The sequence below is a fragment of the Nocardia sp. NPDC050630 genome (assembly GCF_044457245.1).
Taxonomy (GTDB): Bacteria; Actinomycetota; Actinomycetes; order Mycobacteriales; family Mycobacteriaceae; genus Nocardia.
Map to the genome: position 1 here is coordinate 78,990 of NZ_JBITGN010000020.1, position 22,726 is coordinate 101,715.

19 protein-coding genes are annotated in these 22,726 nt (G+C 64.1%); 7 read left to right on the top strand and 12 right to left on the bottom strand.

The window, feature by feature from the left end; all coding sequences use genetic code 11:
* Positions 1-55: 55 nt before the first annotated feature.
* On the bottom strand, positions 56-742 hold the full coding sequence (locus ACIBG0_RS34255; protein ID WP_397038373.1) for a three-helix bundle dimerization domain-containing protein: 687 nt from the start codon (positions 740-742) through the stop codon (positions 56-58).
* 572 nt (positions 743-1,314) lie between these two features.
* Here ACIBG0_RS34255 and ACIBG0_RS34260 point away from each other — a divergent pair.
* Complete coding sequence (locus tag ACIBG0_RS34260) at positions 1,315-1,689, top strand: hypothetical protein (protein WP_397038375.1); 375 nt, start codon at positions 1,315-1,317, stop codon at positions 1,687-1,689.
* A gap of 194 nt (positions 1,690-1,883) precedes the next feature.
* Here ACIBG0_RS34260 and ACIBG0_RS34265 read toward each other — a convergent pair whose 3' ends face one another.
* Positions 1,884-2,681, bottom strand: coding sequence for a HugZ family protein (locus ACIBG0_RS34265; protein ID WP_397038377.1), 798 nt, complete (start codon positions 2,679-2,681; stop codon positions 1,884-1,886).
* 170 nt (positions 2,682-2,851) lie between these two features.
* Here ACIBG0_RS34265 and ACIBG0_RS34270 point away from each other — a divergent pair, with 170 nt between their 5' ends.
* Positions 2,852-3,946, top strand: a complete 1,095-nt coding sequence (locus ACIBG0_RS34270; RefSeq protein ID WP_397038379.1) for a hypothetical protein — start codon at positions 2,852-2,854, stop codon at positions 3,944-3,946.
* Between the two features lie 15 nt (positions 3,947-3,961).
* Here the strand turns inward: ACIBG0_RS34270 and ACIBG0_RS34275 are convergent, their stop codons facing one another.
* The 3 genes from ACIBG0_RS34275 to ACIBG0_RS34285 form a co-directional block, all read right to left on the bottom strand.
* The gene (locus ACIBG0_RS34275; RefSeq protein ID WP_397038381.1) at positions 3,962-5,212 is read right to left on the bottom strand and encodes a lipase family alpha/beta hydrolase; all 1,251 of its coding nucleotides are present in this window, start codon (positions 5,210-5,212) and stop codon (positions 3,962-3,964) included.
* 47 nt (positions 5,213-5,259) lie between these two features.
* Positions 5,260-6,159: an SMP-30/gluconolactonase/LRE family protein gene (locus tag ACIBG0_RS34280; RefSeq protein WP_397038383.1), complete on the bottom strand. Its 900-nt coding sequence runs from the start codon at positions 6,157-6,159 to the stop codon at positions 5,260-5,262.
* Between the two features lie 428 nt (positions 6,160-6,587).
* On the bottom strand, positions 6,588-7,526 hold the full coding sequence (locus ACIBG0_RS34285; RefSeq protein WP_397038479.1) for an RNA polymerase sigma-70 factor: 939 nt from the start codon (positions 7,524-7,526) through the stop codon (positions 6,588-6,590).
* A gap of 168 nt (positions 7,527-7,694) precedes the next feature.
* Here ACIBG0_RS34285 and ACIBG0_RS34290 point away from each other — a divergent pair, with 168 nt between their 5' ends.
* A complete protein-coding gene (locus tag ACIBG0_RS34290; RefSeq protein ID WP_397038385.1) occupies positions 7,695-8,180 on the top strand; it encodes a carboxymuconolactone decarboxylase family protein in 486 nt (161 codons plus the stop codon).
* 287 nt (positions 8,181-8,467) lie between these two features.
* Here the strand turns inward: ACIBG0_RS34290 and ACIBG0_RS34295 are convergent, their stop codons facing one another.
* From ACIBG0_RS34295 to ACIBG0_RS34315, 5 genes are all read right to left on the bottom strand, one after another.
* A complete protein-coding gene (locus ACIBG0_RS34295) occupies positions 8,468-9,184 on the bottom strand; it encodes a metal-dependent hydrolase (protein ID WP_397038386.1) in 717 nt (238 codons plus the stop codon).
* 44 nt (positions 9,185-9,228) lie between these two features.
* The gene (locus tag ACIBG0_RS34300; protein WP_397038388.1) at positions 9,229-9,552 is read right to left on the bottom strand and encodes a DUF4913 domain-containing protein; all 324 of its coding nucleotides are present in this window, start codon (positions 9,550-9,552) and stop codon (positions 9,229-9,231) included.
* Positions 9,553-9,675: 123 nt separating this feature from the next.
* The gene (locus ACIBG0_RS34305; RefSeq protein ID WP_397038390.1) at positions 9,676-11,934 is read right to left on the bottom strand and encodes a serine/threonine-protein kinase; all 2,259 of its coding nucleotides are present in this window, start codon (positions 11,932-11,934) and stop codon (positions 9,676-9,678) included.
* A 192-nt stretch (positions 11,935-12,126) separates the two neighbouring features.
* Positions 12,127-14,358 (bottom strand): catalase/peroxidase HPI, encoded by a 2,232-nt coding sequence (katG, locus tag ACIBG0_RS34310; protein WP_397038392.1) that lies wholly within the window; start codon positions 14,356-14,358, stop codon positions 12,127-12,129.
* Between the two features lie 39 nt (positions 14,359-14,397).
* A complete protein-coding gene (locus ACIBG0_RS34315) occupies positions 14,398-14,814 on the bottom strand; it encodes a Fur family transcriptional regulator (RefSeq protein ID WP_397038480.1) in 417 nt (138 codons plus the stop codon).
* A gap of 639 nt (positions 14,815-15,453) precedes the next feature.
* On the opposite strand from ACIBG0_RS34315, the gene ACIBG0_RS34320 reads away from it, so the two are divergent.
* The gene (locus ACIBG0_RS34320) at positions 15,454-16,086 is read left to right on the top strand and encodes a YitT family protein (protein WP_397038394.1); all 633 of its coding nucleotides are present in this window, start codon (positions 15,454-15,456) and stop codon (positions 16,084-16,086) included.
* 313 nt (positions 16,087-16,399) lie between these two features.
* Entirely contained in the window at positions 16,400-17,875 is a 1,476-nt protein-coding gene (locus ACIBG0_RS34325; protein ID WP_397038396.1) for a flavin-containing monooxygenase, read from the top strand.
* A gap of 273 nt (positions 17,876-18,148) precedes the next feature.
* Here ACIBG0_RS34325 and ACIBG0_RS34330 read toward each other — a convergent pair whose 3' ends face one another.
* Complete coding sequence (locus tag ACIBG0_RS34330) at positions 18,149-18,880, bottom strand: cache domain-containing protein (RefSeq protein ID WP_397038398.1); 732 nt, start codon at positions 18,878-18,880, stop codon at positions 18,149-18,151.
* Entirely contained in the window at positions 18,877-19,629 is a 753-nt protein-coding gene (locus ACIBG0_RS34335; protein WP_397038399.1) for a FadR/GntR family transcriptional regulator, read from the bottom strand. The genes ACIBG0_RS34330 and ACIBG0_RS34335 overlap by 4 nt, the downstream gene beginning before the upstream one ends.
* Before the next feature lie 539 nt (positions 19,630-20,168).
* Here ACIBG0_RS34335 and ACIBG0_RS34340 point away from each other — a divergent pair.
* A complete protein-coding gene (locus ACIBG0_RS34340; RefSeq protein ID WP_397038401.1) occupies positions 20,169-20,438 on the top strand; it encodes a hypothetical protein in 270 nt (89 codons plus the stop codon).
* A 288-nt stretch (positions 20,439-20,726) separates the two neighbouring features.
* On the top strand, positions 20,727-22,673 hold the full coding sequence (locus ACIBG0_RS34345; RefSeq protein ID WP_397038403.1) for a glycoside hydrolase family 15 protein: 1,947 nt from the start codon (positions 20,727-20,729) through the stop codon (positions 22,671-22,673).
* Positions 22,674-22,726: the final 53 nt, after the last annotated feature.

The window sequence follows — 22,726 nt, forward strand, 5'->3', positions numbered from 1 at the left end:
CAGGAATCATCGACATGATCACCGTGCCGGCGCGCGAAGCGACATTGGGGTTGGGTCAGCAGGTGACCGGGAGGTCGAGGCTGGCCAGCAGGTCGATTACGCGTTCGCGGATATCGTCGCGGATCGGTCGCACGTCGGCCAACGGCAGCCCGGCCGGGTCGTCCACGCCCCACTCTTCGTAACGGATGCCAGGCACCAGCGGGCACATATCGCCGCACCCCATGGTGATGATGACGTCGGCGGCCAGGATGATCTCATCGGTCCAGGTCTTGGGGAACTCGTGGGAGATGTCGATATCCACTTCGGCCATGGCCGCGACCGCTGCGGCGTTCAGCGCCCCGCTCGGCTCGGATCCACCGGACCAGGCCAGTACCCGCCCCTGTGCGTAGTGCTCGAAGAACCCCAGCGCCATCTGTGAACGCCCGGCATTGAATGTGCACAGGAACAGCACCACCGGGATCTGATGTTCCATGCGGCCCTCTACCTTGGCCCGCGTGTGCAACTGCTGGCGGGCGAAGCGCTCGGCCAGCAGCGGCAGGTACAGCTTCACCGGCGCCCGCGCCGTGATCTGCGCGTAGGAGTCGTGCAGGAAATGGTGAATCGTATTGGCGTCGAACAAGATCGTGAATTCGCGGTGCAGCCGCCGCTCGGCCCGGGCGAGCGCCGTTCCGTGCACGATGTCGAGGAGTCGGTACGCCGGGGTGATCTCGGCATATCCGGCCCGGTTCGGCTGCTCGGGCATAGGCACAGTAGTGAGGGTGACACCGACGCCCTTGCGCGGCAACCAAACTGGGGATGAACCGGATCGAACCTGCAGACCACAACGCGGCGTACCGCCGAAGAAGCCCCTCGATACGACGCGTGTCGCGAAAACCGTTAGCGCAGAGAACCTCCGCCGGGTGGTGGGCATTGGTGCAAGGTAACGACCAACTGCGCGAATTCGTCGAGGGGTTCATCGCTCGATACGCCCTCAACTCCACGCCCGCGGCGGCCGGTCCGCCGCGCCGTGACCGCTGATTCCCCGGCGGGGGAGCGTTCCACCACAACGCCGTCGGGCGCTGGTCGGTTGTTCGGAAGTTGTCATTGCCTTCCTCTTCGATGGGGTCCGGGAATCCGGCTATGAATAGGCCGCCGCGGCGGACGGCATCCGATCAAGGCACCCAAGGGTGCGGTCAGCGCCCCCGCTGGCCGCTGTGACAACGGTGGTTGGCGGTTTGGAGAAGCCCTTCGGGGTGGGCAATGTCCACCCCATAGGTGGCTATCGCCAACGGCACACCTGACCGAATCTATTCATGCAAGCCGACGAAATCTCACATGAGGAAAGACACGCATCCTGTGCATCGCATCGCCGTCATTGTGCTGACTGCAGTCATCGCCGGGCTCCTGCGCCGGTTGGTAATTCCGCAGCGGCGCCGCAGCCTGGCCACTCCGCCCAACGGGCCGCAGGATTGGATGCCCAATCTCGGCTACGCCCCGATGCGGCTGCGTGGCCCGTTCATCGCACTCACCGCCCTCTGGTCGGCGCTGCTGATCACCGAGATCGCAAGGAATCCGGACGCGAGCAATGTGATGCTTTACATCTATTTGCTCGCGCTCGCCGCTTCGGCTGTCAACCTCACTGCGATCCATCTCCAGTGGCGGTTCGCGCGCGGAGTCCTCGTCCATCTTGCCCACACTGCGGGTAGGTGAATTATGGCCGTGGCCATCATCGTGCTGATCCTCGTACCGGTCGTTGTCGGAGCTGTGCTCGTGTGGCGATATATGCGTCCTTGCACCAATTCGGTCATCTCTCCGTCTGAACCCGACGCGCGCAACGTGGCATCTCGGACTGTCCGAGGACCCCAGCCGTCCGAGCGCGGTCCGGACACGGCCGGAATGCGCCATCAGCCTTCGCGCGAACGCCGCGTCAATTCGACTGTCGCCGCGCGCAATTCCTCCGCCGAATCGAGCGGCGTCGCATAGCCGACGCGGGTCCGCGCCACACCACGTGGTGTCACCACTCGTAGGTCCAGCCCGTACCGGTCGGCGCGTTCGCAACTCGCCTCCGTTGCATCCGGATATCCACCCAATACCTGCGCCATCGACAACAGCGCGTCCGCGTGATCGTCATTCAGGTGCGTGATCGCCCGCCCCGCCACCGCAACGACCGGATCCGGCGCGGCCGCCAGATACTGCTCTGCCGTCGCCGAATCCATCCGCCCGTACCCACCGACCCATCGAACACGCCGCACCCGCATCACCCACAGCGAGAAATCGCTGTAATCCACGTAGTACTTCGCCGCTGGCACCGCCGCCAGATGCGCTGCACGCGCCGCCGCAACCTCATCACCGACCGGACGCTCCACCACGCCGGCCAGCGTGATCCGGGCTCCGGCCAGCGGATCGGCGGGCACATCGGGCGACACCACCGACAGGCTGGCCCGCGGATCCGCCGCGAGATTGCGTCCGTGCTCGGCCATCCGCGATACACACAGCACCGGCTGACCGTCCAGCAACCCGTAGGTGACGAACGACGCCCACGGGCCGCCGTCCTCGCTCAAACTCGCCAAGGTGGCGATATTCGTCGCCGCCGCAACAGTTCTGGCCTCTTCGGCCGCCGAGGGGCGGGCCGGATTCAACACCGGCGCGGTCGGCTGCGGAATCGAAGGCGCGTCGCCGGGATCACCGTGATCGAGAGTCATACTGTCCATCCTCGCAGGTACCCACCGCCATCCAGGACGGTATCCCGCCCGGCACGTGCTAGCCACCGAGACATGGAACAGCTGACATCGGCCAGTCGAAACGCCGACGACCACATCTCGAAGCGATCGATCGCGCGCGCAACCGCCGCGGATCGGCAAGACTGGCGTGCGTGACCAGATACGCATTCGATGCCGACCGCAACGCCCTCGTCGCCATCTGGGCGACCGGACGCGGCGATCTCACGACCACGGTGGCCGATCTGCCACCGATAAATCATGACCAGGCAACGAGTTTGGCGTCGAATCTGACCACCCTGTCCCGGTTCCAGTGGCGCACCTACACCCATCCCGCAAGTGCCGCAGGCGATCCCGACGTCCCCAATAGCGAAGCCTGGCGGCGCGCGGAGGAGCGCCGCAACTTCAAAGAGGTCGAGGCCGGAATCCGCACCCCGAACCTGCCGACCGACCACGGCCTCGTCGTTTCCTACAGCGGCGTGGTCGAATCCGCGCACCGCGTCGGGCGCACCCTGCACGCCATCGACGATTCCGCGCTACGCGACACCATCGCGGCCGAGGTCCGCACCGAACAGGCCGCCATCGAATCCGCCGAACTCGGCGACCTTTCCGGCCGTGCACGCCAAGCGGTCGAACTCTCCCGCCCCGATGTCTCACCAGCTCAGGTGCAGGCCGCCGACGACCTGCTGCGCGCCGACCCCCTCGGCACCGTGGAACTGTTCACCGAACTCGACCCCGCCTCCGCATCCGTCGCGGCCGCGCACTGGCTCTATGCCGCCGCCGAGGTCGCGGGCGAACTCGCGGGCGTGCCAACCGCCGAGGTAGTCGTCGAAGCCGACGATATAGAGGCATTGCAGGTCGAAACGCCGACCCTGGTGCTGGAGCGGCTAACCGGGGGCGAGACCCCGACCGAGATCGTCGTCGACCTCATTGCCGAGGCCATGGCCGTATCCGAAGGACATGTGCCCGCACCATGGGCAGTCGTGGGCCGCGTCGCAGAAATCGAAGAACAGGCCCGCAAATTCGATCTCGACGGCGTCTCTCGCGCCGCCCTGCTCGACGAATTCCGGATCAGCCGCCTCGACCCCACCCGCCCGGCTCTGGACCTGCTGGAAGATCTCCTCGACGGCATCCGCGGCTGCCTGCTGCTCTACTCGGCCCACACCGCGGGCGCCGACGCGCAAGTTGAAGCCCAGTTCGCCGCCGACGTCAGGGGGGAAGCCGACACCCACCCCGACCAGCTGTTCTGACCCGGGCATCGCTGCTCAACCACACCGCACAGACTTCCGGCTCGCACCGCCGGCGAGCCAGCGCAGCAGCGCCTGGTAAACGGCCTCGTGGTTGAGCAGGGAGAAATGGTTGGCTCCGACGATATGCAGGCCGTTCTCATCGTCGAAACCGATGCGGCGAGCCCGATTTCGACCGGAGCCACTGGCATGCAGGACCAGGCCGTCGCCGACGATGCGACCTAGTGGATGGCGCGGGCTGCGGGTGACCGAAGCGGTGACAAAGTAGTGGTCGGCGCAGTCGAGCAGGGGCACCTCGCGAATGACTCTTCGGCGCAAGGCATCCGCGTCCATGTCATGCCAGTCCTCATCCACCAGCGAACCGTGGCGCAGGTCGCGAATGCCCGCACTGCGCCGGCGCAGCAGCCGACCGAATGGTCGCGTCTCCGGAATTCTCACCAGCGCGGCGGAGGCGTAGTGGACCAACTGCTCCAACGGCGCGCCCAAATGCGGTGATCCGAGACAGACGATATGCCGCACCCGGCGCACCCATGGCAAGTCGGCCTGATCGGCGTCATAGCACGCACTCCGTGCGATCAGGCCGCCCATGGAATGGCCGACGAGAGCGATCTGTTCGACCTCCACCGGCCAGTTCTCGACCAATCGCTGCAGCATCCCGTTCAGTAGACGGGCGTTCTCCGAGATGTGCAATCCGCTGTTGTATCGAACCATCAGTGTCGTGCAGTCGAGGTCGGCTTCGAGTCGCTCCGCATAGCTGGCCCGCCCGCCAAGGCGCCAAGCGTGTTCGGTCTCGACCAGACCGTGCAGGAAAACCACGATGCTCGAGCGTGGATTCGACACGACATCGCCGACCCACCCCGGTGCGACCGGTTCACCATTGATCCGAAATGTCATCGGCCCGGCAAGGATCGGCCGCTCATCCTCGAGCGTGTCTCCGATCAAACCCTGCAGCGCGGCGAGGAATCCAGAGCCGTACACCGTGCGTGAGGGCGCCCGAGCGTCGGGCACATCCACGGCGCGCTCGGCAAACGCTCCGGCCGCCACGGCGGTACCGCCGACCAGCCGATACACCCCATCGGTAATCGCATCGTGCACCATCTTGACCGGCTGCGCGGCCGGGCCCACACCCAATCGCACCGCGGCGAATACTCGGTCCGACACGGCTCGATGCACCGCGGCGATCCCCTCGATCGCACCACCCAGCTCATCGCCCGCCAACCGGGCGAGCGCCTGAATCTCAGCCTGTCGTTGCCGCTCGGGCTCACTCATCGGCCCAGTGTACAACTGTGCACTGAGATTTCGTGGATGTGCGCGGCCTAGGACGGTATGTGGCTGACTCCGACCGCGGTTTCGGTGAGACTGCCGAGGTAGAGGGTGCCGTTGTGCTCGACAACGCCGGTGACCATCGCGAAGTCGGTGCCCTCGGTCTGCAGGTCGTGCACGATCTTGCCATCGAAGTCGACGGCCATCACCCAGACCGTGCGCGGTGGTTTGGGCTGTACCCATTGCGGCAGCGCCCAGACGATCCGGCGCAGCAGGCCGGGCAGGGGAAGTAGGCGGTCCAGCAATGGATTTCGCGGTGACGGCAGGGTGATCCACACCAGACCGTCGCTGCCGAGGGCCATATTGTCCGGGAAGCCGGGCAGGTTCTCGATCAGGCGATCGCAGGTGCCCGCCTTCGGTCCGGTGAGCCAATATCGAGTCACGCGGTAGGCGCCGGTTTCCGCGACGAGCACGCAGGAGCCGTCGGGGGATAGGACCACGCCATTGGCGAATTGCAGTCCATCGATGAGCGTCTCGAGCTTGCCCGACGGATCGAGGCGGAACAGGCGGCCGGTGCCGGAATGCTCCAGCAGATCACCCATCCACTCGTCCAGCGGATAACGGCGCGACGAAGAGGAGAAGTAAATTGTGCCGTCCTCGGCGCGAACCACGTTGCTGGCGAAGGGGAGTGGTTCACCGTCGACTTCGGCCACGACAACCTCGATGCCGCCTGCGCTGTCGAGTCGCAGCAGGCCGCGATCGAAATCGCAGATCAGAAGCGACCCATCGGTGTCGGCATGCATACCGAGCGGACGGCCGCCGGTGTTCGCCAGCAGGCTCACCGCGCCGTTCGCGGGATCGACGCTGTAGATCGAACCATCATCGACTCCCGCAATGATCCGCCCCGCGTCAGTGCGCACCACATCCTCGGGTGCCGCGCCAGGCAGTTCCAATCGCGCGACCTGGGGAAGCGGTGGGGCGCTATGTGTTTCGCGAGCCCGGGGTGGGGCATGCGGTGGTGTCCAGCGCTGCGGCTGCATTGGCGATCCAGCGATCATGGCTCACCTTATCCCGGTATCGACGCCCATTTGCTCGATAAGCGGCCCGGACAGTAACATGCTGCTACGTAGATATGCGCATCTAAACATATATCACTCCTCGATAAAGAGGCCAACCGTTCGGCGGAGGCGAACGCAGCATAGACAGGACGGCGGGGGTTCCGTCCCTTCCGAATAACGAAGCTGCACAAGTCGATACACGTTTTTTTGGGGGCGCATGGGCGGGGAGGGGAGCGCTGGACACCGCGGATTCGGGACTAGCGCTCACCCCGGCACTCGAGCGCTACCGACGTCGGCGACCGCAAGTATGGTTGGCGACTGTATCAGCGGTACAGAGCGGTCTCGTGCTGCAAACGCGATAGCTTCTCCGGGTTGCGCACGGAGTAGATCCCGGTAATGAGGCCGTCGTCGATGCGCGCCGCCACGACGGCGTCGATAGCGCCGTGGCGTCGCAGGATCAGCGCCGGATAGCCGTTGACGAGGACAGGTTGCGCGGACCTCGCCGTGAGGTTTCCGAGGGCGGCGGCGAGGAAGCCCGCCACCGCATCGGCGCCGACGATGGGCACCAGCGCGGCCTGTGCGATTCCGCCGCCGTCGCCGAGGAAGACGACATCCGGTGCGAGAATGTCCAGCAGGCTCTGCAGTTCGCCGGTTTCGACGGCTCGCTGGAACGCCGCGAGCGCGTCTCGGGTCTCGTCTACCGAAACCACCCCACGTGGTCGGCGCGCGGCGACATGTGAACGCGCCCGGTACGCGAGCTGGCGAACCGCAGCCGGGCTCTTATCGACCGCTTCGGCGATCTCGTCATACTCCAGATCGAATACCTCGCGCAGGACGAACACCGCTCGCTCGATGGGCGTGAGCGTCTCCAATACCAAGAGCATCGCCATCGAGACGCTGTCGGCCAACTCGATGTCCTCGGCGACGTCGGGTGTGGTGAGTAGTGGTTCGGGGAGCCAGGGTCCGATGTAGGTTTCTTTGCGGCGTCCGAGTGCGCGTAGTCGGTCGAGGGATTGGCGGGTGGTGATTCGGACTAGGTAGGCGCGTTGGTCCTGGACTGTGTGGAGGTCGACGCCTGCCCAGCGCAGCCAGGTTTCTTGGAGGACGTCTTCGGCGTCGGCGGCTGAGCCGAGCATTTCGTAGGCGACGGTGAAGAGCAGGTTGCGGTGGGTGACGAACGCTTGCGTCGCGGAGTCCGGACGGTCGTCGCGACTGCTGCGCGCACCGCGGTTGGCGGGCGTGGACTGCGACATGCCGTGCATGGGCGGCTCCTGTTCACTCTCGACTTTGTCACCCATCAGACGTCCGATCCTGTCGTTTCGTAACAGCCGAACGTGGTGGTGTGCATCACATCGAGGCGCTGTTACGTGGATCGGGGCGGCGCCGTCTGATGGTTGTTCAATTCAGCACAATGAGTGAGGACCGAAGTCATGGAACCCCGTTTCAACCTGAACGGCAACGAGCTCGGCGCGAAGATCGGTAAGCGGTTCGCCAACACCAGCCTGGCGATCATGCAATCGTCGCTACCGAAGTCCACCGTGGAGCTGGTGGAGTTGCGCGCCAGCCAGATCAACGGCTGCGGTTACTGCGTCGACGCCCACAGCAACGAGCTGGCGGCCGCTGGTGAACCCGCGGTTCGAATCAATCTGGTCGCCGCCTGGCGTGAGTCCACTGTGTTCAGCGAGGCCGAGCAGGCCGCGCTGGCGTTCGCTGAGGAGGGCACTCGCCTCGCCGACGCGAATCTGGGTGTGTCCGACGAGACCTGGGCGCAGGTGCGCAAGCACTACGACGACGACCAGATCGCCGCACTCGTGTACTTGGTCGCCATGATCAACGCCGCCAACCGGCTCCTGGTGATCACGCAGACCAAGGGTGGCTCCTACGTGCCCGGCACATTCGAGAGCGTGGCGAGCTGATCCACACGCTGATCCCGGCCCAGGCTATTCGGGCCGGGATCAGCGGATAGGGGAGCACTGCGACGGGATCGGTTCCACGAAGTGATGGGGGATCTGAAGTGCTTCGCGGGGAATGTATCCGAAGCATCCGTGCACCTAGCTCGCCGAAATTGCATCGCAGTATGTAGATATGCGTATCGAACGATATGATCTAACACTCCTAACTCGCGAAAGCTCACACACCTAAAAAACCGCATAGAGCAGAGGAGCCCTGCCGCTACGACCATGGTGGGCGCAGCGGCAGGGGGCTAGGGGTTGACCGAGAAGACGTGCCAGAGCACGGCAAGGGTGGCAACCGTGAAAAACGGTGACAGAATCCAGGTTTCGACCTTATTGCCGGTGCGTTCGATCACCGGCACGCAGGTACGCAATGGGAACGGCCAGAACAGTCGGCACCCCTTATCGGTGAGGCAATCGCCGGCTAGGTGGGCCAGCGCCCCGAGTCCGACAGCGAACGGTAACCATGCCGGTTTATCGGTGATCCAGTGGTCCATCACGAACGTCCCGGCTGCGGCGAGGATTATGACCGTGCCCCAGGCCTCGATGCCCTCTCCGGACGGGCACAGATGCAGTGCCCGCACGGCCAGTGCGAGCAGGAAGAAGACCAATCCGAGTGTGAAATACCGTCCGAGCCAATGCTCACCGGCCCAGGTCCCATAGCCGACGGCGATAACGAAGGCGAACGAGTGTGTGGCATGCCGATGTCCGCCGGAGATCCAGGAAATCAAGCGGCACAGGTGATAGGAGATGGGGCCGAGCACATGCGCGATGGTGCCGTTGGGATGGTCCGCATCCGGCAGCAGCGCGGCCCCTGCCGTCAGAAAGGTTCCGAGCAGTACCTCGACGGCACCGAGATGCGTGTCGCCAGTGGGCAATACCGGATAGACCAACGCCGAGATGGGCAGCGTCGCCGCTGCCACCGACCAGGCGAAAGCGCCGCTGGTCGCATGTGAATGTCCTAGCACCGCATGAAGATTAGTTGACTACAAGCTGTTTCAAACAACCGCGACTAACCAGCGGCTGAAAATGTGTCGGGAGGAGGGGATTTCACGGAAAGCGGCCAGACGCGGTCGGTGTGTCCGTTGTGCATGGAACAGGCAGCGAACGGTCCGTTGGGGTCGAACAGCATGTCCATATGACTGTCGGCATGGTCGAGAAACCATAGTGACAGGCCCAATTCGCCGTTGAGCCGATAGAGTTCCCAGGATTGCCAGAGGGCCTCCAGCCGTGCCACGGCTTCGGTGTGCCGCCACCATTCCGGGCACCAGGCCAGGCCGTTATCGGCCACTTTGCGCCGATAAACCTGGGCCAAGTAGTTCTCGACGAACTCCACGACCGATCCGTAGACCTGTGTACGCTGCTCTTTCATGGTGCCCCCGAGGCCCAGTGGCATTCCAGACAGCTTCGAGAGTAGTCACGAAACCTGCTGAGTTCCTTTGGGAAATCTTGGAAAAACCTAACCGTTGCGCTGCGAACGCGGATTTACGATGCGACCGAGCGCGTGCAGATCCGATTCCAATGCGTAGAACACCCGCAGGGCGCCGACGAATGCGAAAAGGCTGACCACGCAGAGGATCACGATGGGACCGATGACCATCTGCTGCTGTGCCGCATCGAGATAGACCAGACCACCTGCCACCCCGATCAGCGGGACCGAGGCGGCGATGCCGAGGTAGATCCGGATGCGTCGCGCGAGCCGTCGCAATCGGAGGGCGTCATCGGGCGAGGACTGCCCGGTACCGAGCAAACCCGGGTAGTACCAGCGCAGTACGAAGAAGGTGACAGGGAAGTACGAGTACACCACCGCGACCGAGGCCGCGACCAGATGGGATGCGATGAGGTTGATGGTGAATCCGGCGGACAGGTCCGCGGTGTAATGCAGCTGGGTCAGGAAGATCACCAGCGATAACGCCCATCCGGCGAATCCGACCACCGCGATGCGGTCGCCGCAGGCGAGCGTATCGGCGCGCGCCCGCGTGAGAGTCTGCTCGTCGAAGTGCTTACCGCGGCGTAGTCCGTCGGGAACCAGGAAGACCAGACGGCACCAATACAGCAGGGCCAGAATGCCGAGCGGGTAGCCGATCGCGCCGAGCAGCGTTGCGAGGTTTTGGAGTTGGCCGCTCGCCTCGGCGGTGAGTTGCGCGTCGAGCAGTCGGGTGTTGTGCGCTGAAAGATAGAGCGCGCCGAGGAGCTGCCCGAGCATGCTCGACAGCGTCACCACAGGCATCGGCCGCATCCGCAGTTTGGCGCGGATACTGCGCGCCGGCGGGTCGACGAGATCGCGGGCGGTGCGGTCCAGGGTGAGATCGAGTTGAGTGGCGAGTTCGGCGCCGGTGGCGAAGCGGTCGGCGGGATCGGGAGACAGGCAGGTGAGCAGGGCATGCTGCAGTACCGGTGGACAGTCCGGCGGGATGTCGGCGGCGAAGCGGTCGGTGACCGGCTGGCGGCGGAGTTCGATCATCCGTTCCAGTGAGGTATCCGATTCGCCCGCACCGCGTTCGTCGTCGAAGGGGAGTCGGCCGGTAAGCAGTTCCCACAGCACGACCGCGAGTGCGTAGAGGTCGCTGCGGGTGTCGAGGTCCGCCGCGGTGGTGGCCATGGTCGGATGGCAGGCCTCGAGCTGTTCGGGGGACATGTAGGCCAGTGATCCGCCGAAGTAGGCGGCGGGGCTGGCACCCGGAATGTGACGACTGAAGCTGATATTGAAGTCGGCGAGCTTGGGTTGTCCGTCGACGGTCAGCAGTACGTTCGCGGGTTTGATATCACGGTGCAGCACGCCTGCGTGATTGGCGTAGTCCAAGGCGGAGGCGAGTCGACTGCCGAGCCAGGCAACGGTTTCCGGCCAGCTCAGCCGAGCGACTTCGGTGCGGGTGGGGGACGGTTGTGGTTCGAGCACCCCGCCGCTGGCGGCTGCCTCGTCGACGGCGTCGAGCAGTAGTCGACCGGTCTTGCCCTCGACCCCGGTGCGGCGCAGCAGCCGCAGCACGCCGAGTAGGGTGCCGCCCGGAACGTACTGCATGTACATCAATTTCAGGTGCTGATCGGCGATCTGGCGTTGATCGAAGACCCGCACGATGTTCTCGTGATCGAGCTGGGCCAGCGTCTGTCCCTCGCTGCCGCGATCATGGGAGATCTTGACCGCGACGAGTCGCTGCATGGAGCGCTGCCGTGCCAGGAAGACTCGGCCGAACGCGCCTTGGCCGAGCAGGATCAACATATCGAAATCGTCAACGGTCGCACCGGGATTGATGGAGTCGAGCGTCGCGAGTGCGGCAGGGTCGGTCAGGACGGTGCTGCGGAAGTGGTCGCCATCGAGGCGGTCGGCGATCCGTGCCATCTGTTGGGAATATCGTTGCTCGTATTCGGTGAGATCCAGGTCCTTATCGAACTGGCGTCGCGCGGCGATCTCCTCGTAGATCAGATCCGGTGGCAGTGGGGCGGTGTCGAGTTCGGGAAAGTCGGCGAGGTATTCGTCGAGGCGCTTTTCGGCCTTGTTGCGGATCGACCGGTGATGCAGGTCCACCTTGATCAACTCGATGAGTGCCGACCGTCGCAGTGCGGTCTCGGTGGGCAGATGTGGGGTCAGCTCGGGTGGTTCGCCCGCGGCCGCCCACTCGCCCGCGAAATCGGCGACCGCCCTGGCCAATACGGCTTGAGTAACCGTCGCGCGATCCCCACCGTGCTCCGGTGGTACCGCGCCGAGATGGGTATTCATCGTCGGCTCACTCGATCAGGTTGGTGTCCCGGACAGAACCGAGAATATTCGATTATCGTCGTCGGTTGCTGATCTTCGCCAGGGGTCGCATGGAACCGACCCACGCATAGCGGCGCCCCCGCGAAGCGTGGAAGTTCGCGGAGGCGCCGCATGGGGATGTCCGGCCGGGGTCGGCCGGTCATTCCTTCTTCATCACACCAGGTCGAACCGGTCCAGGTTCGACACCTTGACCCACGCGGCGATGAAGTCGTTGACGAACTTCTCCTTCGCGTCGTCGGTCGCGTAGACTTCCGCGAGGGCGCGCAGCTGCGAGTTCGACCCGAAGACCAGATCGACGCGGCTGCCGGTCCACTTGACCGCGCCGGTGGCGCGATCCTTGCCCTCGTAGGTTCCGTCATCGGCGGCCGACGGCTCCCACTTCGTGCCCAGATCGAGCAGGTTCACGAAGAAGTCGTTGGTCAACGATCCCGGGTTGGCGGTCAATACGCCCAGCGGCGACTGCTTGTGGTTCGCACCGAGGACGCGCAGACCACCGATGAGGACGGTCAGCTCGGGAGCGCTGAGGGTCAGCAGGTTTGCCCGGTCGATGAGCAGGTACTCGGCGGGGAGCCGGTTACCCTTGCCGAGGTAGTTTCGGAAGCCGTCCGCGCTGGGTTCCAGCGCGGAGAAGGACTCCACATCGGTCTGCTCCTGGGTGGCATCCGTGCGACCCGGGGTGAACGGCACCGTGACGTCGTAACCGGCGTTCTTGGCGGCCTGCTCGACGGCGGCGGCGCCGCCGAGTACGACAAGGTCGGCGAAGGACACCCGGGTGTTGCCGGTCTGGGCGGAGTTGAAGGACTCCTGGATGCCCTCGAGGACGCGTACGACCTGGGCGAGCTCGTCGGGTTCGTTGACCTCCCAGCCGGCCTGCGGCTGCAGGCGGATGCGTCCGCCGTTGGCGCCGCCGCGCTTGTCGCTGCCACGGAACGACGCCGCGGCCGCCCAGGTGGTCGAAACGAGCTGTGCGACAGTCAGACCCGAGGCGAGGATTTGACTCTTGAGTGCGGCGATATCGGCGGCCCCGATGAGGTCGTGCGATACCGCGGGAACCGGGTCCTGCCAGAGCAGGGTCTCCTTCGGGACCAGCGGTCCGAGGTAACGGGCGACCGGGCCCATATCGCGGTGGGTCAGCTTGTACCAGGCCTTGGCGAATTCCTCGGTGAGCTCCTCGGGGTGCTCGAGCCAGCGACGGGTGATCTGCTCGTAGATCGGGTCGATCCGCAGCGAGAGGTCCGTCGTGAGCATGACCGGGGCGTGGGATTTCGACGGGTCGTGGGCATCGACCACGGTGCCCGCGCCCGCGCCGTCCTTGGGGATCCACTGGTTCGCACCGGCGGGGCTCTTGGTCAGCTCCCACTCGTAGCCGTAGAGGGTCTCGAGGAAGCTGTTGTCCCACTTGGTCGGTGTCGGCGTCCAGGTGCCCTCCAGGCCGGAGGTGATCGCGTCCTTGCCGACGCCGGTACCGAAGGCGCTCTTCCAACCGAGGCCCTGCTCCTCGAGCGGGGCGGCCTCGGGCTCGGGACCGACGAGTTCGGCATCGCCGGCGCCGTGGGTCTTGCCGAAGGTGTGGCCGCCGACGATCAGCGCTGCTGTCTCGATATCGTTCATGGCCATGCGGCGGAACGTCTCACGGATGTCGATGGCCGCGGCCAGCGGATCCGGATTGCCGTTCGGGCCTTCCGGATTCACGTAGATCAGACCCATTTGGACTGCGGCCAACGGGTTTTCCAGATCGCGGGTGCCGGTGTAGCGTTCGTCGCCGAGCCAGGTCTGCTCGGGGCCCCAGTACACGTCCTCCTCGGGCTCCCATTGGTCGACGCGGCCGCCGGCGAAGCCGAAGGTCGGAAAGCCCATGTCTTCGAGCGCGACATTGCCTGCGTAGACCATGAGGTCGGCCCAGGAGAGCTTCTTGCCGTACTTCTTCTTGACCGGCCACAGCAGGCGTCGGGCCTTGTCGAGGTTTCCGTTGTCGGGCCAGCTGTTGAGCGGGGCGAAGCGCTGCATACCGGCGCCGGCTCCGCCGCGGCCGTCGCTGATCCGGTAGGTGCCCGCAGCATGCCAGGCCATCCGGATGAAGAACGGTCCATAGTGGCCGAAGTCGGCGGGCCACCAGTCCTGGGAGGTGGTCATGACTTCGACGATGTCGGCCTTCACGGCGGCCAGATCGAGGGTTTTGAATTCCGCGGCGTAGTCGAAGTCCGCGTCCATCGGGTTGGCTACAGCCGGGTTCTTCTGCAGGATCTTGAGGTTGAGCTGGTTCGGCCACCAGTCACGGTTGCTTCCGCCTTCGGCTGGGGACTTGAGGCGACCGGACGTAACGGGGCAACCACCGGCGGCGGGCTCCGTATTGGCCTCTCCGATGGGCGGATGTTCCTCAGGCACGGCATTTCCTTTCGGGGGAGTGAGTGAATCGGGCTGTGATCACGGGTGTGATCCGGACATTTGCGCTGCCGAGCAATTGGGGCACAGGCCCCAATAGATGACCTCGGCCTCATCGAGTACGAATCCGTTGTCGTGTGATGCGGTCAGGCAGGGTGCCTCGCCGACGGCGCAGTCGACATCGGCGATGACGCCGCATGATCGGCACACGACATGGTGATGGTTATCGCCGACTCGCGTTTCATAGCGCGCGACGGATCCCATCGGCTGGATGCGCCGGAGCAATCCGGCGGCCGTCAGTGCGCGCAACACGTCGTATACCGCCTGGTGGGATACCACACCCAGCGTCTGGCGCACATGACCGAGGATCGTGTCCGTATCGGAGTGCGGATGCTCGTGCACGGCAGTCAGCACGGCAACGCGCGGCGCGGTCACGCGCAGCGACGCCCCGCGCAACATGCGCTCGAATTCCGAATTGGTGGACACATTCAAGAGTATGACTCATTCAAGTCTCTGTCGGGGCGGTTTTGCGAAACTCGAGACGATCTATCCCGCAGACCGCTCCTCTGCGGCGGCGTCTGATGAACCCCGCAGTCCGCTGCCGGTACGAGTTCGTGGTTATCGGGAGGGGAGCGTCGGATGAACTGTCGGCGCCATCGCCGCCGGGTTACTTGACATAATGTTGATTATCGGCGTTGCAACGGAGGTGCTGGAAGTGGGCGGCTTTGGTTGTATGACGTTGGTAGGTACGGAATTTCGGGCTTCGCTTGTCGAGCGGCTGGCTGGCTTACCGGCGTTCTGTGTGCGGAAAACGCATGCTGTGGATGCGTGGTGTCCCCTTGCCGCCAGCATCTGCTGATGTAAATATTTCGGCAGATACTGTATTTCGGCGGAGAAATATCGGATCGGCTCGACGACGGCGATCCGGCTGTTTATTGGCGGATCCCCTCCCGGAGTCCCCGAACTCCCCTATAACGTCACAGTGACGATTTAAGGGGTGGAGGCGAGGTTCCGTGGCTTGGATTGGGTTCGGATTATGAGGCCAGTGGTTAGTGATTGGCTCTGTTTTGGGAGTCCAGTTATCGGCAGGCTGAGGTGATGTTGATTCGGCGGCTGGTGGCGCTCTATGTCGGGTTGTGGTTGTACGGGTTTTCGATGGCGGTGATGATTCGGGCCGGGCTCGGGTTGGATCCGTGGGATGTGTTTCATCAGGGGGTGGCCGCGCATGTGCCGATCAGTTTCGGGGCGGTGACGGCTTTGACGGGTGTTGTGGTGCTATTGGCGTGGATTCCGTTGCGGCAGTTGCCAGGGCTCGGCACGTTGAGCAATGTCGTGGTGATCGGTGTATCGGTAGATGTCGGGTTGTGGATGTTGCCGGACTGGGATGTGCTGGCGGCGCGGGTCGGCGCGATGGGTGCCGCGGTGGTTTTGAATGCGCTGGCCACGGTGCTGTATATCGGCGCTGGTATGGGCCCAGGGCCACGGGATGGACTGATGACTGGACTGGTTCGCCAGACCGGGTGGTCGGTGCGATTGGTGCGGACCGGGATCGAGGTGACAGTGCTGACGACCGGCTGGCTGCTCGGGGGCAGCGTCGGCGTGGGCACCGTGGTGTACGCGTTCGGAATTGGTCCGCTGATTCAGGTGATGATTCCGTTCGCTGATCGGTATCTGCCCGGATTCCATGCGGATCGGAAGGCTGAGCCCGATGTCGTCCCGGTGGCGCCTTGACTGCGGCCGGTCGAACCGGCGAGACCTGCCGAACTTCGATACCTGGGGAGCGTCCGAATTGCCCTGGGCTGCAGCAAGTTACCGTTGAACCCCTCCCCTTCGCCCGTTCTGCTACCCCACCTCAAATCGTCACTGTGACAGTTGATCGGATGCATGCGCCTCGTCATAGCCGCACAGCGATGCGGAGAGTGTATGAGCTCGACGGGTGTTCGTTTACTGCGGATGCGGTCGACACACTCGATGGCCGAAAATATTGATTTCCTGGCCGCAGCGCTCTCTCGGCAACCGCGTCACCGTTCATACAGTTATCGACATGACTAGCACTCCATCCGTGCTCATCGTCGGCGCCGGATTCGGCGGCCTCGCGGCCGCGCTGGAGCTCGTGCGCCGCGGCTACGACGCGTTCACCATTATCGATAAGGCCGCCGGGCTCGGCGGGGTCTGGCGGGACAATACCTACCCGGGCGCGGCCTGCGACGCGCCGTCGGATCTGTACTCGTTCTCCTTCGCGCCGAATGCGCACTGGCCCAAGCGCTTCGCCGAACAGCCCGACATTCTCGCCTACATGCACGATGTCGCGCGCCGCTACGACCTCGACAAGCACATGCGCTTCGGTGTCGAGGTCGAGTCGGCCGACTTCGATGCCGACCGTGGCGTCTGGCAGGTTCGTACGACCGCCGGTGAGTTGCTCAAGGCGGATGTCTTCGTGCCCGCGGTGGGTCAGCTGTCACGTCCGGTGTGGCCGAATATTGCGGGCATGGATTCGTTCACCGGGGACGCTTTCCATTCGGCGCGATGGGATCACGAGGTCGAGCTGACCGGTAAGCGGGTCGCGATCATCGGCACCGGGGCGAGTGCGATTCAGATCATTCCGGCGATTCAGCCGAAGGTCGGGCAGTTGACGGTGTTTCAGCGGTCGGCGCCGTGGATCATTCCGAAGATCGAAAGCTATTACGCGCCACCGAAACTCAATGCGCTGGGCAAGCTGTCGATCGTGGCGAAGTTCCCGCTGATCCAGCGTGCGGAGCGGTTCGGCTGGTATTCGTTCTACGAGTTGGTGACCTCGGGACTCGAAGGCAACGGCCGCATCGCCGATTTGCTCTCTGGATGGGCGAACCGGCACCGGGCCTCGCAGATCGCCGATCCCGAAATGCTGGCGAAGATGACGCCGGATTACGAGGCGGGCTGTAAGCGCGGGTTGATGGCCAGCAACTACTACCCGGCCGTTTCGCAGCCGAATGTGTACGTGGAGACCTCGCGCATCGCTGAGATCACGCCGTCCGGTGTGCGTACCGACGACGGCACGCTGCATGAGGTCGATGTGATCGTGTACTGCACCGGATTCAAGGCGACGGAGTTCTTGGCGCCCATGACGATTCGCGGGATCGGCGGTAAGGAACTGCGTGAGGTGTGGTCGGGCGGTGCGCGGGCCTACAAGGGCCTCACCGTGCCGTATTTCCCGAATATGTTCATCATGTACGGGCCGAATACCAATCTGGGCGCGGGGTCGATCATCTACATGCATGAGCGCCAGGCGCGCTATCTGCGCCAAGCGGTCGAGTATCTGCGCGGTGCCGGTGGCTTTCTGTCGGTGAAGCCGGAGGTGGAGGCGCGGTTCGACGAGGAGATCCAGGGGCGGCTCGAACATACGGTGTGGACCAAGTGCACCAGTTGGTACCGAGAGGCCAGCGGTCGGGTGACGACGAACTGGCCGGGTCGGATGAGCGAATACGACAACCGGACGCATTTCGATGTCCGCGACTACGAGCTGGTCCGCACCGGAAGGTAACCCATTGGCGCACTATCCGGCGACCACGCCGTCGGATCCGGGTGCTGCGGGAGGTCGCCGAGGCTATGGGTATCGGCGATACCTACCGTCGAACGCCGATCGGAGTTGTTCGCGATAAGGCAACTCAGCCCAGAGCCGTGGTCGCGGATCCGTTCTTCGGCGGTGTCAGGCCGCAGCGGCGCTTGTGTACGCATTGTGGTGCGTGCATGACGAGGTGTCGGCACGGCGCGAAGGACACCCTGGTGCAGAACTATCTGTACCTGGCGGAAAGGCTCAGTGTGATGTGGTGGATCCCAGCGGATACAGCGACCAAGGCATCGCCTCGACCGGGACTGTCGCGGCAGGTCTGTCCATCCGGCTCGTCTTGGAACCGGTCGTGAATTCGGGATCGGTCCCCATAATGACGCGGCCTTCGCTATTGACCAGCACTACCCGCCGACCGAATGCCTGGAATCGCGGAAGCAGTGCTTCTTCGATCGCGGCGACCGGCACGTCGGCGCCGGCGATTCCGAGGAATGTTCCCGATGTGCTCGTGACCGGTATCGAGAACGTGCACACGTATTCATCGGTACACGCGTAGTCGAGATGGGGCCCCTGCACCCAACGCCGACCCTGCTCGCGCGGAACCGTGAACCAGTCCATCGTGGTGTAGTCGTAGAAGTATTCACTCTCGGGATTCAATTCCAGCATCAGGCGTTGCGCGTCCGGAAGCCACCAGTCCAGGTGTCGGGGGTGATCGGTGAGGACGCCGTCGGCCATCACTACGCCTGCTCCAGCGAACAGCTTTCCGTGCCGCTCGAGTTCGCCGATGATGGTCTCGCGCAACGGGGCCAGATCGGTCGACCGGGGAGCGGATCGTGGCTTCTCGGTGAGACGATCCCACAGGGTTGTCAGCGCGGTTCCGATGACTGTCAGCGAGAGGTAGATCTCGTCGGCCAGTTTCGCGACGGAATCAGCGAGCGACTCGATGGTCGCAGGGTCTGGAAAGCTATCGGTATCCCTCATCTATCGCTGAGCTCCAAGCGTAAGGCGACGAGGCGGCGGATGCGTGATTCGGTATGCGATTCTGCCAGTTCTCGCGCCCGGGCATCGTCTTCTTGTTCGATCGCGTCCACCAGGTGACGATGGGCGGTCGCCTCGGCCGCCGGGTCCAGTCTCAGTCGCGGCAGCCAGAGCAGGGCGGAGAGCTCGGCCTGTAGAGCGACCTCGGCGCGGGTCAGCCGGGTGGACTGCGCGCACACCGCCATCTCGATATGAAAGCGGCTATCGGCCCGGCGTGCCGAGACGAGATCGGTGCTGTCCAGCAGTCGGTCGGTCAAGGCACGGAGCCGGGCTATATCGGCCTGTAACCCGCGGCGTGCGGCGAACACGGCTACCGCTCCGGTGACGGCGAAGTGCTCGTCTCCCAGATCGCGCAGTTCCTGGATGCTCATCTGTTGTAACCGGGCCAGCGAGGTGTTCTCGAAGACCTCCGCTGAGGCGCTGATGAAGCTGCCACCCCCGCGCCCGCGTTTGGTGTGGACGATGCCCTGCTGCCGGAGAACGACCAGTGCCTCCCGCAGAGTCATCGTCGATACACCCAGCTGGTTGGCGAGATCGGTCTCACTCGGCAACTGCTGACCGTCGACCATTACACCGAGGCTGATCGCCGCTGACAGCCGCTGCACCACGGCCTCGGTTTTCGGACCGCCGCCCTCGAGCGGTGAGAGCACGGCACCGAGCGCGGTCAATCCGACCCTCTTCTGCTGGGGCAATAGGACTCCTCGCGTGGCGGGACGTAACCAGGATTCTAGTCAACTAACACTTGAATTATGAACTATGAAGTTAGATGTAAGCTTCACCCGGGGTCATCCTGAGTGTCTTCGCGCCGCTCAACAGTTCGACTCTCGGATCGAGACCGCCATCGGACATGTGCGCCGCGAAATGCGTCGACCCCTCGAGTTGCCGCCGTAGTGCCCGCTTCGGCTATCCGGCCGCCGTCACTGCTGGTCGAACCGTTGGTCGAGGAGGCGCGAGCCGAGACCGGGCTTAACCGGATGTTTACCCGTGTCCCTTGAACTATGAAATCTAATGTCTTACGTTTAGCGAGTGAGTACCTGACACCTTGACGCGTCGGCGTCATACCTGAAGCAGGAAGACCCCATGTCCCAGAATCCGACATTGCCTATGGTGCGCAGCCGGTGGTGCGGCCGTGCTGAGTTGCCGGCCGAGACGGCTGCGCATAGCCAACCGCATCCGATTGACAATGGTCGCCACATGTACGACGTATGCGGGCGGCGCCGGGGGATCGAAGATGGATAAGGATCTTCACCGAACCGAAGTCGACGGATTCTGTGTGACGTGGCGCTTGGTTCAGCATCATCTGATCGCCATTGTCGCCGTGCACAACGCATCGGACGCCTCGCAGGTAGCGTCCTTCTGCCCCAGCAACTATCCGGATCTCGCGCATGCGCGAGAACTCTTTCCGGAACTGGCGAGGCTGTGGGATGCGGTCCGCCACGAATTCTGGACGAAACTCATTCCGCCGCTGCCTCTGGCGGCTCGAAAGCGGGTATTGGCATAACGTCGCCGATGGCCGACCGCTCTGGAGCATGCACCGGCCGGGGAAATCACTCGCGCGCACGGAAACAGTTGCCTGACGCGCGCGATCGGTAGGACGGGGGGTGTCTCGACGCCGTCGCGGCAAATTCGGGGCTTGCCGATACGACCGACGAGGTGGTGGGCTATTTGGAAACGCCTAACACTCATGTCCGGCGATCCCGCTCGCAGTTCGGTCGAGAAGAAAGGCGGTACACCAGGCAATCGCATGGAGTAGCCGGCCAGATTCAGCGCCGAGATGATGGAGCGACACATGGACAACGACATCGAAGGCACGCCGCAGCTCACGGCGTTCCCGCGGATCGACGACTACGGTTTCATCTCCGACTGCGAGGTCACCGCACTGATCGCCCCCAGCGGAACTGTCGAATGGATGTGTCTACCCCGCATGGACTCCCCCAGTGTCTTCGCGGCCGTGCTGGATCGTTCGGCCGGTTCGTTTCGGTTCGCCCCCGCCGACTTCATGGTGCCCACCGATCGCCGCTACGTCCCGGGCACGATGGTCATGGAGACGAGTTGGCGCAGCGGCGAAGGGTGGGCGACCGTGCGCGATGTGCTGTTGGTCGGTCCCTGGCGACACCAGACGCCGGGCCGTAGCGCCCATTGTCGAACTCCCACCGATTACGACGCCGAGCACATTCTGCTGCGCACTGTGCACTGTGAGACCGGACAAATCCAGTTCGTGCTCGACTGTCAGCCGTCCTTCGACTACGGCAGAAGTCGCGCTCAGTGGGAGTATCTCGATAGTTACCACATTGCGCAGGCCAGCGCCGACGGGATCGATCTGCAGTTGACGCTGAGCACCGATCTGCGCTTGGGGTTGGAAGGTACGCACGCGCTTGCCCGTACCTTGCTGAAGGCGGGCGACACTCGCTTTTGCGCGCTCGCCTGGGGTAGTCGCGATGCGCCCTGCACCGTCGAGGAGGCCGATGCGCGAATGCTGCGGACAATCCACCATTGGCGGCATTGGCTGGCCGGCGGGCGGTTTCCGGACCATCCGTGGGCTGCCCAGCTGACCCGCAGCGCACTGACCCTCAAGGGTCTGACCTTCGCCCCCACCGGCGCCATCAGCGCCGCCGCCACTACGTCATTACCGGAAACCCCGGGCGGACAACGCAATTGGGATTATCGCTACTCGTGGATACCTGACTCCGCATTCGCGCTGTGGGGTCTGTACACGCTGGGCTTCAGCTGGGAGGCGGATGACTTCTTCTCCTACATCATCAGCTTGACCGAAGACGCCCGGAATATGCAGATCGTCTACGGTATCGGTGGCGAAAGCGATCTCACCGAGCGGACCCTCACCCATCTGCGCGGCTACGAAAACGCCGGGCCCGTGCGCATCGGCAACGACGCATACCGGCAACGCCAGCACGATGTGTGGGGTGCCGCGATGGACGCGGTCTATCTCTACGCGCGCAATCAAGACCGAATCGACGCACGTGCCTGGCCGGTGCTGGGCCGGGCGGTGAAAAGTGCCCTCACCTACTGGCGCGAGCCCGACCATGGGATCTGGGAAGTGCGCGGGGAGCCTCGACACTTCACCTCCAGCAAGGTGATGTGTTGGGTTGCCGCCGATCGCGGCGCTCGACTGGCCCGCATCCGCCAGGACTTCGATCGCGCGCATCGCTGGCAGCAGGCCGCGGACGAAATCCGTGCCGATATATGCACTCATGCGGTCGATTCCCGGCGGGTATTCACCCAGTATTACGGCAGCACGGCGCTGGATGCTTCGACCCTGCTCATCCCGCTGGTTCGTTTCCTGCCCCCCGACGACGACCGGGTGCGCAACACGGTGTTGGCCATCGCGGACGAATTGACCGAAGACGGCCTCGTCTTGCGCTACCGCGTCAGTGAAACCGACGATGGCTGCGCGGGGGAAGAAGGTGCTTTCACGATCTGCTCGTTCTGGCTGGTCTCGGCGCTGTCGGAGATCGGCGAGAAGACACGAGCAAAACAGTTGTGCGAGAAACTGCTCGCCTACGCCAGTCCCCTTGGCCTCTATGCCGAGGAGATCGACCCGCGCACCGGCCGACACTGGGGCAACTTCCCCCAGGCATTCACCCACCTGGCGTTGATCAACGCCGTCATGCACGTCATCCAGGACGAACAAGCCATATTGCGGCAGGCGCTCGGCGGGGAATCGATCGCCCCACGACTCGATGATGCGTCATTCACACTCGGATACATGCACCGCTGATGCCGCGGCCGCGCTTTGTCCGACGACCGCGCCCGAATGCTCACAGTGGTAAA

Bases quoted from the DNA above. Each gene is read 5' to 3' on its own strand.
- ACIBG0_RS34255 (WP_397038373.1), bottom strand. From the start codon at position 742: ATGCCCGAGCAGCCGAACCGGGCCGGATATGCCGAGATCACCCCGGCG.
- ACIBG0_RS34275 (WP_397038381.1), bottom strand. From the start codon at position 5,212: ATGAGTGAGCCCGAGCGGCAACGACAGGCTGAGATTCAGGCGCTCGCC.
- ACIBG0_RS34315 (WP_397038480.1), bottom strand. From the start codon at position 14,814: ATGTTGCGCGGGGCGTCGCTGCGCGTGACCGCGCCGCGCGTTGCCGTG.
- ACIBG0_RS34305 (WP_397038390.1), bottom strand. From the start codon at position 11,934: ATGAATACCCATCTCGGCGCGGTACCACCGGAGCACGGTGGGGATCGC.
- ACIBG0_RS34345 (WP_397038403.1), top strand. From the start codon at position 20,727: ATGGACAACGACATCGAAGGCACGCCGCAGCTCACGGCGTTCCCGCGG.
- ACIBG0_RS34260 (WP_397038375.1), top strand. From the start codon at position 1,315: ATGAGGAAAGACACGCATCCTGTGCATCGCATCGCCGTCATTGTGCTG.
- ACIBG0_RS34290 (WP_397038385.1), top strand. From the start codon at position 7,695: ATGGAACCCCGTTTCAACCTGAACGGCAACGAGCTCGGCGCGAAGATC.
- ACIBG0_RS34340 (WP_397038401.1), top strand. From the start codon at position 20,169: ATGGATAAGGATCTTCACCGAACCGAAGTCGACGGATTCTGTGTGACG.
- ACIBG0_RS34265 (WP_397038377.1), bottom strand. From the start codon at position 2,681: ATGACTCTCGATCACGGTGATCCCGGCGACGCGCCTTCGATTCCGCAG.
- ACIBG0_RS34285 (WP_397038479.1), bottom strand. From the start codon at position 7,526: ATGCACGGCATGTCGCAGTCCACGCCCGCCAACCGCGGTGCGCGCAGC.
- ACIBG0_RS34320 (WP_397038394.1), top strand. From the start codon at position 15,454: ATGTTGATTCGGCGGCTGGTGGCGCTCTATGTCGGGTTGTGGTTGTAC.
- ACIBG0_RS34325 (WP_397038396.1), top strand. From the start codon at position 16,400: ATGACTAGCACTCCATCCGTGCTCATCGTCGGCGCCGGATTCGGCGGC.
- ACIBG0_RS34330 (WP_397038398.1), bottom strand. From the start codon at position 18,880: ATGAGGGATACCGATAGCTTTCCAGACCCTGCGACCATCGAGTCGCTC.